This is a genomic window from Mesorhizobium norvegicum (genome assembly GCF_004919685.1).
In the GTDB taxonomy this organism is placed as follows: Bacteria; Pseudomonadota; Alphaproteobacteria; order Rhizobiales; family Rhizobiaceae; genus Mesorhizobium; species Mesorhizobium norvegicum.
Genome location: NZ_SMYZ01000043.1, coordinates 46,308 through 59,454, shown reverse-complemented (window position 1 = coordinate 59,454; position 13,147 = coordinate 46,308). Strand labels below are relative to the sequence as shown.

Annotated in this window: 15 protein-coding genes and 1 tRNA gene; 9 read left to right on the top strand and 7 right to left on the bottom strand. The window is 60.8% G+C overall.

Annotated elements, in window-relative coordinates; translation table 11 throughout:
* Nucleotides 1-6: 6 nt before the first annotated feature.
* Nucleotides 7-804: a 2-oxo-tetronate isomerase gene (gene otnI / locus FCU66_RS18425; RefSeq protein ID WP_136621285.1), complete on the bottom strand. Its 798-nt coding sequence runs from the start codon at nucleotides 802-804 to the stop codon at nucleotides 7-9.
* A gap of 13 nt (nucleotides 805-817) precedes the next feature.
* Complete coding sequence (gene gcl, locus FCU66_RS18420) at nucleotides 818-2,599, bottom strand: glyoxylate carboligase (protein WP_136621284.1); 1,782 nt, start codon at nucleotides 2,597-2,599, stop codon at nucleotides 818-820.
* Nucleotides 2,600-2,813: 214 nt separating this feature from the next.
* Here gcl and bhcR point away from each other — a divergent pair, with 214 nt between their 5' ends.
* Nucleotides 2,814-3,635 (top strand): HTH-type transcriptional regulator BhcR, encoded by an 822-nt coding sequence (gene bhcR, locus FCU66_RS18415; RefSeq protein ID WP_136621283.1) that lies wholly within the window; start codon nucleotides 2,814-2,816, stop codon nucleotides 3,633-3,635.
* Between the two features lie 6 nt (nucleotides 3,636-3,641).
* Here bhcR and FCU66_RS18410 read toward each other — a convergent pair whose 3' ends face one another.
* From FCU66_RS18410 to FCU66_RS18395, 4 genes are all read right to left on the bottom strand, one after another.
* Nucleotides 3,642-3,998, bottom strand: coding sequence for a hypothetical protein (locus tag FCU66_RS18410; RefSeq protein WP_136621282.1), 357 nt, complete (start codon nucleotides 3,996-3,998; stop codon nucleotides 3,642-3,644).
* Between the two features lie 202 nt (nucleotides 3,999-4,200).
* Nucleotides 4,201-4,503 carry a BA14K family protein gene (locus tag FCU66_RS18405; protein ID WP_136621281.1) on the bottom strand — a complete coding sequence of 101 codons (303 nt, stop codon included), beginning with the start codon at nucleotides 4,501-4,503 and terminating at the stop codon, nucleotides 4,201-4,203.
* Nucleotides 4,504-4,951: 448 nt separating this feature from the next.
* Nucleotides 4,952-5,152: a hypothetical protein gene (locus tag FCU66_RS18400; protein WP_136621280.1), complete on the bottom strand. Its 201-nt coding sequence runs from the start codon at nucleotides 5,150-5,152 to the stop codon at nucleotides 4,952-4,954.
* Between the two features lie 258 nt (nucleotides 5,153-5,410).
* A complete protein-coding gene (locus tag FCU66_RS18395; RefSeq protein WP_136621279.1) occupies nucleotides 5,411-5,578 on the bottom strand; it encodes a hypothetical protein in 168 nt (55 codons plus the stop codon).
* 155 nt (nucleotides 5,579-5,733) lie between these two features.
* Here FCU66_RS18395 and FCU66_RS18390 point away from each other — a divergent pair.
* The 3 genes from FCU66_RS18390 to FCU66_RS18380 all read left to right on the top strand — a co-directional run bounded on the left by FCU66_RS18390 (nucleotide 5,734) and on the right by FCU66_RS18380 (nucleotide 7,821).
* A tRNA-Thr gene (locus FCU66_RS18390) sits at nucleotides 5,734-5,809 on the top strand.
* 303 nt (nucleotides 5,810-6,112) lie between these two features.
* Entirely contained in the window at nucleotides 6,113-7,171 is a 1,059-nt protein-coding gene (locus FCU66_RS18385) for a DUF262 domain-containing protein (protein ID WP_136621278.1), read from the top strand.
* 2 nt (nucleotides 7,172-7,173) lie between these two features.
* Nucleotides 7,174-7,821: a hypothetical protein gene (locus FCU66_RS18380; protein ID WP_136621277.1), complete on the top strand. Its 648-nt coding sequence runs from the start codon at nucleotides 7,174-7,176 to the stop codon at nucleotides 7,819-7,821.
* Nucleotides 7,822-7,847: 26 nt separating this feature from the next.
* Here the strand turns inward: FCU66_RS18380 and FCU66_RS18375 are convergent, their stop codons facing one another.
* Nucleotides 7,848-8,462 (bottom strand): TetR/AcrR family transcriptional regulator, encoded by a 615-nt coding sequence (locus tag FCU66_RS18375; RefSeq protein WP_136621276.1) that lies wholly within the window; start codon nucleotides 8,460-8,462, stop codon nucleotides 7,848-7,850.
* A 91-nt stretch (nucleotides 8,463-8,553) separates the two neighbouring features.
* Here FCU66_RS18375 and FCU66_RS18370 point away from each other — a divergent pair, with 91 nt between their 5' ends.
* From FCU66_RS18370 to FCU66_RS18350, 5 genes are read left to right on the top strand one after another with little or no spacing between them, the layout of a single operon-like run.
* Complete coding sequence (locus tag FCU66_RS18370) at nucleotides 8,554-9,645, top strand: polyamine ABC transporter substrate-binding protein (protein WP_136621275.1); 1,092 nt, start codon at nucleotides 8,554-8,556, stop codon at nucleotides 9,643-9,645.
* 13 nt (nucleotides 9,646-9,658) lie between these two features.
* Nucleotides 9,659-10,540, top strand: coding sequence for an ABC transporter permease (locus FCU66_RS18365; RefSeq protein ID WP_136621274.1), 882 nt, complete (start codon nucleotides 9,659-9,661; stop codon nucleotides 10,538-10,540).
* 1 nt (nucleotide 10,541) lies between these two features.
* Nucleotides 10,542-11,324: an ABC transporter permease gene (locus FCU66_RS18360; protein WP_136621273.1), complete on the top strand. Its 783-nt coding sequence runs from the start codon at nucleotides 10,542-10,544 to the stop codon at nucleotides 11,322-11,324.
* Nucleotides 11,321-12,385, top strand: coding sequence for an ABC transporter ATP-binding protein (locus FCU66_RS18355; RefSeq protein ID WP_136621272.1), 1,065 nt, complete (start codon nucleotides 11,321-11,323; stop codon nucleotides 12,383-12,385). Before FCU66_RS18360 ends, FCU66_RS18355 begins: the two co-directional genes overlap by 4 nt.
* Nucleotides 12,386-12,387: 2 nt before the next feature.
* A complete protein-coding gene (locus FCU66_RS18350) occupies nucleotides 12,388-13,146 on the top strand; it encodes an MBL fold metallo-hydrolase (protein ID WP_136621271.1) in 759 nt (252 codons plus the stop codon).
* The last annotated feature ends 1 nt before the right edge of the window (nucleotide 13,147 follow it).

The window sequence follows — 13,147 nt, the reverse complement described above, 5'->3', positions numbered from 1 at the left end:
CAATATTTACGCCGCCGCGCTCCCCTGCCCGGCCAATTCCCTGAACCACCCCAACCCAGCCTCTGTACCCGCCTTCGGCTTGTATTCAGCCCCGACCCAGCCGGAATAGCCGATGCGGTCGATGTGCTCGTAGAGGAAGGGATAGTTGATCTCGCCCGTCCCCGGCTCATGACGGCCGGGATTGTCCGCAAGCTGGATATGCGCAATGCGGCCAAGGTTAGCCTCGATGGTACGGGCGAGATCCCCCTCCATGATCTGCATGTGATAGATGTCGTATTGCAGGAACAGGTTTTTTGAGCCGACACGGTCGATCAGCGCCAACGCTTGATCCGAGTAATTGAGGAAGAAGCCCGGGATATCGCGTGTGTTGATCGGCTCGATCAGCAGCCTGATGCCCGCCTGCTCCAGCTTCTCCGCCGCGAAGGCCAGGTTTTCGGCAAAGACATCCTCCAGCACCTTGCGGTCGGCGCCGGCGGGCGCGATGCCGGCCAGGCAATTGACCTGCTGGCAGCCGAGCGCCTGCGCGTAGGTGATCGCCTTGGCGATCCCCTGGCGGAATTCAGGCACGCGGTCCGGCAGCACGGCAATGCCGCGCTCGCCCTTGCCCCAGTCGCCGACCGGCAGATTGAACAGCACCTGGGTCAGGCCGTTCTTCTTCAACCGGGCAGCGACGACATCGGGCGCATGGTCATAGGGGCCGATATATTCGACGCCCTTGAAGCCGGCGCGAGCGGCGGCATCGAAACGGTCGAGAAACTCATGCTCGCCAAAGAGCATCGAAAGATTGGCTGAAAAACGCGGCATCTTCTTGTCCTTCTTAGTCGAGCATGACGATCGCCGTCGGCGCGTCTTCCCGATGTTCGGCAAGGTCCTCGAATTCGGTGATCTTGTCGATCTCGGTGCCCATCGAGATGTTGGTGACGCGCTCGAGGATGAATTCGAGCACGACCGGCACCTGATGTTCTTTCATCAGCCGCTGCGCCTCCTTGAAGGCACCGGCGAACTCTTCCGGCTTGCGCACCCTGACCGCCTTGCAGCCCATGGCTTCGGCGACGGCAACGTGGTCGACGCCGTAGCCGGCCTCGGGATCGCCTGATCGGTTGATGTTCTCGAAGGCGAGGTCGACCTCGAAATCCATCGAAAAACCGCGCTGCGCCTGGCGGATCAGCCCGAGATAGGCGTTGTTCACGACGACATGCAGATAGGGCAATTTGTGCTGCGCGCCGACCGCCAGTTCCTCGATCATGAACTGAAAATCATAGTCGCCAGACAGCGCCACGATGGTGCGCTCGGGATCGGCGGCGCGCACGCCAAGCGCTGCCGGCAAGGTCCAGCCGAGCGGGCCGGCCTGGCCGCAATTGATCCAGTTGCGCGGCTTGTAGACATGCAGGAACTGCGCGCCGGCGATCTGCGACAGGCCGATCGTGGTGACATAGGTGACGTCGCGGCCGAACGCCTTGTTCATCTCCTCATAGACACGCTGCGGCTTCAGCGGCACCTGGTCGAAATGCGTCTTGCGCTTCATCGTCTTCTTGCGGGCCTGGCATTCCTTCGCCCAGCCCGACCAGTCGCGCAGCTTGCCGGTCGTCTTCCACTCGGTGGCGACGTCGAGCAGCACCTTCAGTGCCGCACCGGCATCCGACACGACGCCGAGGTCCGGTGCGAAGACACGGCCGATCTGCGTCGGCTCGATGTCGACATGGATGAACTTTTTCCCCTTTGTATAAACATCGACGGAGCCGGTGTGACGGTTGGCCCAGCGGTTGCCGATGCCGAAGACGAAGTCGGCTTCCAGCATCGTCGCATTGCCATAGCGGTGCGACGTCTGCAGCCCGCACATGCCGGCCATCAGCCGGTGGTCGTCGGGGATCGCGCCCCAGCCCATCAAGGTCGGGATGACCGGCACGCCTGAAATCTCGGCGAATTCGATGAGCAGATCCGACGCATCGGCGTTGATGATGCCGCCGCCGGCGACGATCAGCGGCTTTTCCGCCGCGTTGAGCATCGTCAACGCCTTTTCAGCCTGCGCGCGCGTCATCGCCGGCTTGAACGGCACCAGCGGCTCATAGGCATCGATGTCGAATTCGATCTCGGCCAGCTGCACGTCGACCGGCAGGTCGATCAGCACCGGTCCGGGACGTGACGAGCGCATCAGATGAAAGGCCTTCTGCAGCGCCATCGGCACCAGATAGGGCTCCATGACGGTGACCGCCCATTTGGCGACCGGCGCGGCAATGGCGGCGATGTCGACGGCCTGGAAATCCTCCTTGTTGAGCCGCGCGCGCGGTGCCTGGCCGGTGATGCACAGGATCGGAATGGAATCCGCCGCGGCCGAGTAAAGCCCGGTGATCATGTCGGTGCCGGCCGGACCCGAGGTGCCGATGCACAGGCCGATATTGCCTGCCTTGGCGCGGGTATAGCCTTCCGCCATGTGCGAGGCGGCCTCGACGTGGCGGGCAAGCACGTGGCGGATCGTCCCTCTCGCCTTCAGCGCCGAATAGAGCGGATTGATCGCCGCGCCCGGCACGCCGAAAGCGCAGGAAATGCCTTCCTTTTCGAGAACGAGAACCGCGGCATCGACAGCGCGCATCCTGGCCATTTTCCAGCCCTCCACGGGGTTTGTCATTGTTGGATGGCTGAGGATGTCAGCAAGCCGCCTATTTTTCAATTTTTTCAGAATATTTTTTCATTTCTAGAGAATGGCGTCAGACCTCTGATTTAATTAGATTTTCCGTTTTCCAGGAATTCACCCCGCTGCCATAATGAAAAACTTTTTCATTGTGCGTTTGGCGAAGTCGGTCGAGAATGGCGCCATGGAAACCACCGAAAAACGCCAGCGCGGCCGGCCGCGCGCTTTCAACGGGCCCTCGGAGGCCGGTTCGGTGCAGTCGCTCGATCGGGCACTGCGCATCCTGGCCATTGTCGCGGAAGGCAGCGGCCTGTCGCTGAGCGAGATATCAGCGCAGAGCGGGCTTGCCGCCTCCACCGCCTACCGCATGCTGACGACGCTGCAAAACCACGGCATGGTCGAATTCGACACATCAGACCAGTTGTGGTCGATCGGCGTCGAGACCTACCGCATGGGCGCGGCGTTCCTGCGCCGCCGCAAACTGGTCGACCGCGCCCGCGTCGTCATGCAGGAGTTGATGGAGAGGTCAGGCGAGACCGCCAATCTCGGTGTCGCCGAGGATGATTGCGTCGTGTTCGTCAGCCAGGTCGAGACGCATCAGGCGATCCGCGCCTTCTTCCGGCCGGGCACGCGTAGCCCCTTCCATGCGTCGGGCATCGGCAAGGCGGTGCTGGCCCATCTCGAGCCCGAACGCGTCGGCGTCATTCTGCGCAAGGCCGGGCTGCAGCGCTTCACCGACAGGACGCTTTCAGACATTTCGGCGCTTGCCCACGACCTGGCGACGATCAAGCGACGTGGCTGGTCGGTCGATGACGAGGAGCGGCACCCCGGCATGCGCTGCGTGGCGGCCGCCATCTTCAACGAATTCGGCGAGCCGATCGGCGGCGTGTCGGTCTCCGGGCCGACCGTGCGGGTGACGCCGGAGCGGCTGGCCGAGATCGGCCCGCTGGTGCGCGATGCCGCGGCCGAGGTGACCAGGATGATCGGTGGCGTCAGGGAGATCTGACGGTCCCTACGCCCCGGGCAGCGTGCCCTTCGCCGACATCTCGAAGACATCGAGCAGGATCGCCAGCCCGACGCCGCACGCGGTCAGGATGAGGCCGGCCATGAAGATGCGGCTGGCGCGGTCGTAGACGGGACGGCGCAACGAACTCATGTCGAGCAGCAGCGACAGCGCCCGCATCTGCAGCGCGACGCCGACCAGGATCGGCACCACGGCGAACAGGTCGTAGAACCGCCACGGCACCGGGTTCGCCGCCCAGTGCGTGATGAAGCCGAGCGAGAAGGCAAGCAGGATGCCGACGGCGGTGATCGTGCCGTTGCGGAAAATGGTCTCGATCAGTTCTTCCTTCGGATCGTGCTTGTCCAAGCGTCCCTCCCCTGCGGCGGCCAAATCAGGTGGTTGTGCGCTCGAGACTAAGCCCTCGGGAAATCCCTGTACACGACCGGTCGCCTGGAATTCGACTGACGCCAACAATCGAGAAAACAAACGGTTGCGGGATCGTCCCCAACAGCGAAAAGAGGGGCGGCGGGGGCGCCCCTCTTTTCAGGGATTGAAACGCCACCTCCTCTCAGAGCCGGCAGTAGTGGCGGTAGCCGTCGTGGCCGACATAGGTGTCGGAGTCCACGTCGTAGCTGGCGTAACGATCGTAGCAGCGGCGGACGTGCCACGAGCCGCCGTCTTCGTCGACATAGACGGTGCGCGGCTGAGCGAGCAGGCTGCCGAGGACGAAGCCGCCGACGCCGGCGGCAATGCCGATGCCGAGGTCGTGGTGATGATGGCTGTGAGCAGCCGAAGGCTGGACGGTGCCGACCAGCGCGGTGGCGGCGACGGCGGTGGCGATGAGGCCGGAAACGAGTGTGTTCTTGAACATGATGATCTCCTTGCTTCGTTGACCGAGGCGATCCATCCGCCTCTTGATCATCAGTCGTTGCGGCCAGGAAAAAGGTTCGAATCTTTTTTCGATTTTCTGGGGTCGGCCAAATCGTATGGGCCGAGGTCGTGCTGACGGCGACCTGCAAGAGCTTGGCGAGGACGTTGATGCGGCTGATCTCCCCCCTTGCGGNNCTTGCGGGGGAGATGCCCGGTAGGGCAGAGGGGGGTGCTGCCCGCCGGCTTACCAACCAATCAAGGCGTGGCAACCGCACGGACAAAATAGGGAAGGTTCATGGAGAAGCTGGTGATCCTTCACACCCCCCTCTGTCCTGCCGGACATCTCCCCCGCAAGGGGGGAGATCGCTAGCTTTGCCCGCCCTACATCGCGAGGTGCAGAACGAAAAAGGGCGGCCGAAGCCGCCCTCTAGGAAGAATGGGTCCCTCGATCAAAGGAAAATGATCACCCTGCCATACCTGTGGTGATGATGGTTGTGCTTCCACCAGAACTTCTTGAAGTGCTTGTTGTGATGGTGGTGATGATGATGGCCGTGCATGCCGTGGGCCGACGACGTGCCCACAGTGCCGGCGAGCGCGCCGGTGGCGACGAAAATGGCGACGAGGCCTGAGGTAAGAGTGCGCTTGAACATGATCTCCTGGATCCTTGATCGAGGCGACCCATTCGCCTCTGACCATCAGTCGGCGCGGCGCGGGAAAAGGTTCGAAAGGGCGAGGAGATTTTTGGAGCGGCCGTTGGCGCAAGCGAATAGCGAATAGCGAGTTGCGAGTAGCGAGTAGCGAGTAGCGAGTAGCGAAGGCAGGGACACCAAGGAATCCCTCGCAACCTATTCCCTATTCCCTATTCCCTATTCCCTATTCCCTATTCCCTACTCGCTATTCGCTCTCTCTCACCCCATTCCCGTGACATGGCGAAGCCAGAAGGCGAGCGCGATGAAGCCGATGATGGTGGTGACGCCGGTCCAGTCGACATTGGCCTTCTTCACATCGCTGATGATCTTCACCAGCAGCATCCAGGTCACGAAGATGATCGGGAGAATGATGACAAATCTGATCATGCGACACCCCTGCTCGAAGCGATTGCACCTTCCTTCTATGTAGGAAGCAATCTGGCGCTTTTCAGGATGCCCCTGCCCGGCAGCCCATACGACATGCCGGGAAAAACGGAGTTTTGTCTTTACTGGCGCAACAAATATGCTAACCGGAGCTCCGTGCCCTTGTAGCTCAGCTGGTAGAGCAGCGGTTTTGTAAACCGAAGGTCGGCGGTTCGATTCCGTCCGGGGGCACCAGCCAGCTTCGGTCCATTCCGATGCTCCCGGCGTGGATGAATTGGAGATGGCGATCATTGAAGCGGCATTCGCCACGCATATACAATCAGGTCCCCATCACGGTGAACCGAGTCCTGAACTCGCAACCTTACCGGGTCTCTGCACAGAGCCACAATATCCAAAGTTGGCAGTTATAGGGCTTTTAGTCCCCTCCTTCACGCCAAGAGATGGATATGAATGACAGCATGCGATTGCCATCTAAAATACTAGCCAAACCTGAGGAATTGCTATTTCGTTGTGATGGGATTTGGCGAAGGGGGGAACATGAAAGACTTCGATACACGTACGTACAATGTGTCGGATTTTGTCGAATGGAATAGTCGTGACCAAATCCAACTCTCTCCCGACTTCCAGCGGCGTTCGGTATGGAGCCTGCAGGCAAAATCCTACCTGATCGACACAATCATTCGCGGCAAGCCGATGCCAAAGATGTTGTTGACCCAAGATATTAAGGACCGTCGCAACGTTCGCGTAGTGGTGGACGGTCAACAGCGGCTACGGGCCATTCTCGAATACGTTGACGGGCGCTTCTCACTTTCCAGGGCGCACAGCAAAGACTATGCCGGCGCCCGCTTCAATGCGCTTCCCATCGATGTTCAATCGGCGTTCATGAAATACGAGATCGGCGTCGACCTTCTCTACGACCTTCCTTACCGTGAAATCCTCGACATCTTCGCGCGTTTGAATACCTACACTGTAAAGCTCAATCCGCAGGAACTTCTTAATGCGAAATATGTTGGCTTCTTCAAGCAGTTGGCATATCGACTAGGGTATCGATACGTGGACTACCTCATAGCTGCGAAGGTTATTTCGAAGGCTCAGGTCACGCGAATGGTCGAAGCAGAGCTAACGTCAGACCTCCTCGTAGCGCTGACGGAAGGCGTGCAAACAAACAAAAACATTGAAGCCCACTACCGAAAGAACGAAGAGGAGTTTGAGAACGTCGACATTGTCGAAGATCATTTTGATCGCGTTATGGCATTTGTGAACGCGATCTATAAGCCTGAAGAACTTGCACCTACCAACTGGGCGAGAATCCACCTCTTTTATACCCTTTTCACTACAGTAGCACATGGTCTCTTCGGTCTGCGAGGTCTTAACGCGCCGCGCCCCATTATTTCAGAGGCAAACGTCGGCCGAATACGCGTTGTTCTTGATGATATAAGCGCGCGGTATGACCGCTTCACCTCCGCCGAATACAAAGATGATGATATTCCGAAGGACTTTGCCGAATTTATCGAGCGGTCACGACGCGCAACCACAGACAGTGGGTCAAGAATCAGCCGGACAAACTTCGTCTGCAAGGCATTGCAAGCTAACTAACGATGGCTGAGCGGCGCAAAGTAAGTGCAGTTCATTCGGACTTCATCCACGAGTTGGACAGTTTGCTCCGGTTGGACGCCCAGAATCAAAGTCGATTCCGCGCGGGACCAGGACGTCCTGGAAAAGCGAGCCTTTCAAAAGGTCAAATGGTGCTCATGACGGAGAGCATCTTCACGAAGGCGTTTTCTCACTACGAGCTCTTTCTTGAAGAGGTTTTCATCCTCTATACTAGGAGTAAACCGACGATTGGTGGAGCGAGTGTTCCCAGTTACATAGCGCCGCGCGATGCCAATCACGCGCGTGACATGCTGAAATCGAGCATGCCGTTCCTAGATTGGAACAGCCCGGACAACATCGTTCGTCGGTGCGAGATTTATCTTAAAGACGGCGATCCCATAAAGCTCTCAATCACCACGCATTCCGCTCGACTGCAAAGCATGAAGACCATTCGGAACGCGATAGCACATCGTTCGACAGAGGCGACTGTGAAATACAACAATGTTGTACGCGCTGAGCTTCGCGCAGCACCGCTACGCCCCCTAAATCCCGGCGAATTTCTATTGGCTGCCGACCCAGTTGCGCCGCCGTCATACTTTCTTTTGAGCTACCTCGACGTCCTTCGAAGGGTGGCGAACGTCGCTGCAGGTTAGACGAAGCGTTCAGCCACAATTGACCTTCAAGTCCCAATCGCCGCCACCAATATCCGGTTCTGCCTTCGTATCGCCGCGCGCAGTTCCGGTATCTTCGCCGCATCCCGCTTCACAAACTCGATGAACATCATGTTCATGTTGTTGAAGATCAGTTCGCCGAGCGCTGCGCCGTCGATGTCCTGGCGCACCAGGCCGAGCGCCTGCAGCCTCGCGATCAGCGCGCGGATCTGCTCGGTCAGTGCGCGGTCGAGCGCGGTGTAGGCTTGGCCGAACGGGCTGTCGGGCAGTTGTGTCGAGATCGCCATCGCCTGCCGCCACATCTCCTTGCTGAGATAGTGCAGCGAATGCTCGATATAGATGCCGATCAGCGTGTCCAGCGCATCGCCGACATTGGCCGGCGGCCTGGCGACGACGCCTTGACCGGCATTGAGCACCTCGTTGACCTCCAGCGAGACGATGGCGCCGAGGATGTCGCCCTTATTCTGGTAGTAATTGTAGATGGTGCCGACCGAGACCTCGGCCTGGGCGGCGATCGCCTCGATCTTGGCGCCTTCATAGCCGGCCTCGCGAAACAGTTCCGCCGCCGCCTCGATGATGCGCCGGTGCCGGTCCGCCTTTTGCCTTGCCCGCAATCCGCTCATCTCAGCCTCTTGCCATAAAAACAGAATTGACTCAATTTTAGAATTGGTTCAATTTTTTGCAAGAAGCCACAAAGGCAAGGGAGAACACTCGATGTCCGCAAAATCCGCATCCAGGAATCCGCTTTCCATCCTGAAGAGCCATCTGCATGCCGCGTGCGCCGCCACGGCACTGCTGCTCGGAGCCGGCAGCGCTGCCCAAGCCGCCGACCTCAACGCGCTGATCTGGTGCGATCATGCCGATCCGGCGTTGCTGCAGCCGTTCGAGGAGGCCAATGGCGTCAAGGTCAACGTCAAGGAATTCGAGGGCACCGGCGCTGGGCTGGCCATCGTCGAACAATCGCAGCCGGGCGACTGGGACGTGATGGTGATCGACTCGATCGACGTGCCGCGCGGTGTCGAAAAGGGCCTATTCGAGCCATTGCCGGAAGACAAACTGCCGCTGGCCGACCTGTTTCCGCAGGTGAAGATGGACGGCTCCACCGTGGTCGGCGGCAAGCGCTACGGCATCACCGAAAAGTTCGGCTACAACACGATCGGCTACAACAAGACCAAGGTCGATCCGGCCGACATGCAGTCGATGGCGGCGCTCACCGGCGACAAATACAAGGGCAAGGTCGCCATCTACGACTACTACCTGCCGGTCATCGGCATGGCGGCCCTCGCCATCGGCAAGAAGACGGCTGAGCTTACCGAAGCCGACCTGCCCGCTCTCAAGGACGAGCTTCTCAAGATGAAGGCCAATGCCAAGCTGGTCGGCGAAGTGACCGCCAGCCAGACCGCACTTGCGACGGGCGAGGTCGACATACTGGTCGGCGGCGGCGAATGGGTGACGGCGGGGCTGGCCAAAGAGAACCCGGCGCTCGACTTCTCCATCCCCAAGGAGGGTGCGGTTCTGTGGTCGCAATCGCTGGCCATGTTCAAGGATTCCAAAAACAAGGACATGGCGCTGAAATTCATCCAGTACATTATGAGCCCGGAGGGCCAGGCGCGGCTTGCCACCTCGTCCTGCTATTGGGGCATGCCGGCCAACACCAAGGCAGCACTCACCGACGACCAGAAGAAGGTCCTGCGCTTCGACGAGCAGCCGGGCTTCCTCGCCCGCGCCCAGGCCTATCCGGCGCCGAGTGCCGATCTCGACAAGAAGATGCAGGACATGTGGACCGAAATGCTGCAGGCAAAATGAGCAGATATCGCTCATGAGCCCTTCGGGAAACAACCCCCTGCCCCGGGCGGGTCGTGCCCTGCCCCGGGCGGGCTCTGCCCTGCCCTGGGCGCTGGTCACGCCGGCACTCGGCTGGACGCTGCTGTTCTTCGTGCTGCCCTTCATCGCCATGGGATTTTCCAGCCTGACGGCGCATGAGGGCGGCGGCTTCACTCTGTCCAATTACAGCCAGTTCTTCACCAACCCTTCCTATTGGCAGGCGATGGTGAACTCGCTTGAGGTGACGGCGATCGTCACCGTGATATCAGTACTGCTCGCCTATCCCTTTGCCTGGATCCTCGCCGAACAGGTGCCGGAGCGCTGGCAACGGCTGGCGCTGATGCTGGCGGTGCTGCCGTTCTGGACCTCCTATGTCGTGCGTTCCTATTCCTGGCTGCTGGTGCTGGCGCAGAACGGCGTCATCAACCGGGCGCTGACCGGCTCCGGCCTCATCAGCGAACCGCTGCAACTCGCCAACACGCGTTTCGCCACCGTCACCGGCTTCGTGCATTTCTTCGTCATGCTGTTGACGCTGACGATCTTCGCCAATCTCAAGCAGTTGAGCCCAAGCTACCGCAAGGCGGCCGCCGATCTCGGCGCCGGGCCGGTACGCACCTTCCTGCATGTCGTGCTGCCGCTGACCTTGCCCGGCATCATGGTCGGCGCGTTCCTAACCTTCGTGCTGTGCATCGGCGACTACATCACGCCGCAGATCCTGGGCGGCAACAACGAGCTGCTGATGCCGCAGCTGGTGATGATGCAGATCGGCCGGCGCGGCGACTTTCCGCTGGCCTCGGCGCTGTCGATCATCCTGATGGGGGTGGTCACCATCGCCTACCTCGCCTGCGCCCGCTGGCTCAAAATCGAGCGGGCCTGAAATGCGCAGGATTGTCCGCATCGCCTCCTGGCTCTACGCGATCGCCGTCTACGGCTTCATCTTCCTGCCCGTGGTCGTGCTGGTGCTGTTTTCGCTGCAGGCAACGTCGTTCCCGATCCCGCCCTTCACCGGGCCATCGCTGCGCTGGTACGACGCGGTGCTCTCCGACGTCAGGCTGACTTCGGCGCTGGTCAATTCGCTGCTGGTGGCGTCCATCTCGTCGCTCGCCGCCGTCACGCTCGGCTTCCTTTCCGCCTGGGGTTTTGCGCGCTTCGTCCTGCCGGGCTCCGGCTTGCTGCGCGGGCTGATCACGCTGCCGCTGACGGTCAGCTATCTCATCATCGGCATGGGGCTCCTAGTGCTGTTCAACTGGGCCGGCGTGCCGAAATCGCTGCTGGCCGCCGGCATCGGCCATGTCGTGATCAACCTGCCGCTCTGCTTCGCCATCATCTACAGCCAGATGGGCGACCACCAGATCAACATCGAGCGCGCCGCGCGCGACCTCGGCGCACCGGAATGGAAGGTGCTGCTGTTGATCACAGTGCCTGTGATGGCGCCGGCCATCTTCGCCGGTTTCTTCCTGTCGATGACCTTTTCCTGGGACGAGTTCGTGATCTCCTTCCTGCTCACCCGCTTCGACACAACGCTGCCGGTCGAAATCTGGAACCTCCTGCGTTCCGGCCTCAATCCCAAGACCAACGCCGTCGGCTCGCTGGTCTTTGCCGTCTCCATCGTGCTGGTGGTGCTGTTCGAACTGACATTGCTGCGCAGGAGAAAGGCATGACCGCGCCTTTGGTCGACATAAGTTCCGTCTCGCATCGCTTCGGCCAGCACACCGTGCTGAAGGATGTGTCGCTGCAGATCGAGCCCGGCAGCTATACGATCCTGCTTGGGCCGTCCGGGTCCGGCAAGACGACGCTCTTGTCCATTCTGGGCGGCTTCGTCACCCCCAGCGACGGCAAGGTGTTCATCCGTGGCGAGGACTGCACCTCGGTGCCGCCGGCCAAGCGCCCGACGACGACGGTGTTCCAGGACTATGCGCTGTTTCCGCATATGAGCGTCGGCAGCAATGTCGGCTTCGGCCTGCGCATGCAGGGCGTCGATGGCGCTACCCGAGCGGCAAAGGCGCGCGAGGCGCTGGCGCTGGTCGGCCTCGCCTCCGCCTTCGACAAGAAGCCGCACCAGCTTTCCGGCGGCCAGCGGCAGCGCGTGGCGCTGGCGCGGGCGCTGGTGATCGAACCGGCGGTGCTTTTGCTCGACGAGCCGCTCGGCGCGCTCGACCTCAAATTGCGCCGGCAGATGCAGGACGAGTTGAAGGCAATCCAGAAGCGCGTCGGCACCGCCTTCATCCATGTCACGCACGATCAGGAAGAAGCGATGGCGCTGGCCGACCATTGCGTGGTGATGAATGACGGGCGCATCGAGGACGAAGGTCCACCCGAGCGTGTCTATGCGCGGCCGGCAACGCGCTTTTCCGCCACCTTCATGGGCGAAAGCACGATCCTTGCCGGCACAGTCACGGCGGCGACGGAAAGGACAAGCACTGTCGCGACGCCGGTTGGGTCGGTTTCACTGCCCAGCGCATTACCGGTGGGCTCCGCCGTTGCGCTGGCCATACGGCCGGAGCATCTTGTCTTCGGCGAGGCCCGCGGCGGTGTCAGGCTCGGCACGGCTGAGGTGAGCGACGTCGTTTTCCAGGGCAGCTTCAAACGCGTGCTTGCAGTTTCCACCGAAGATCCTTCGATCCAGTTCATCGCCAAATTGCCCGCGACGGCGACCGTCCAGCCGGGCGACACGGTCGCGATTTCCTGCGATACCGACCAGATCATCCTGCTGACGGATTGACCATGGCAACACTTCCGCTCATCGACGCTCCAGACTGGTACGAAACCATCCGCATGAGCGATGACGTGACCTTGATCCACGAGCCGTGGATCAAGCCGTTCTTCCGCTGCAACATGTGGCATGTGCGCGGCCGCGACCGCGACCTTCTGTTCGACACCGGCCTCGGTCATTTCAGCCTCAGGCGTCACGTGCCTCTGGTCACCGAGCGCAAGCTGACCTGCGTCGCCAGCCATACGCATTTCGATCATATCGGCTGCCACCACGAATTTCCCGACCGCTGCGTGCACGCGGCCGAGGCCGACATCCTCGCCGATCCGCGCAACGAATGGACCGCCGCCGGCACCTATGCGACAGACGAGATGTTCGACGGTATGCCGCAAGGCTGGGACACGGCGCGCTACGGCATTCTGCCCGCACCTGCCAGCCGCCTGCTCGCACAGGGCGATATCGTCGACCTCGGCGACCGTGCCTTCGAGGTGATCCATACACCCGGCCATTCACCCGGCGGCATCGCGCTCTACGAAAACAGGACGGGCATCCTGTTATCCGGCGACATCATCTATGACGGCCCGCTGATCGACGATGTCTACCACTCGGACATATCAGACTACATGGCGACACTCCTGCGCCTGCGCGACCTCGATGTCTCGGTCGTGCACGGTGGCCATTTCCCCAGTTTCGGCAAGGTGCGTTACCGCCAGCTTGTCGACGAGTATCTGGCGCAGAAGCGGCAGGCGGGCTGCCATCTGCGGCAGCCCTGAA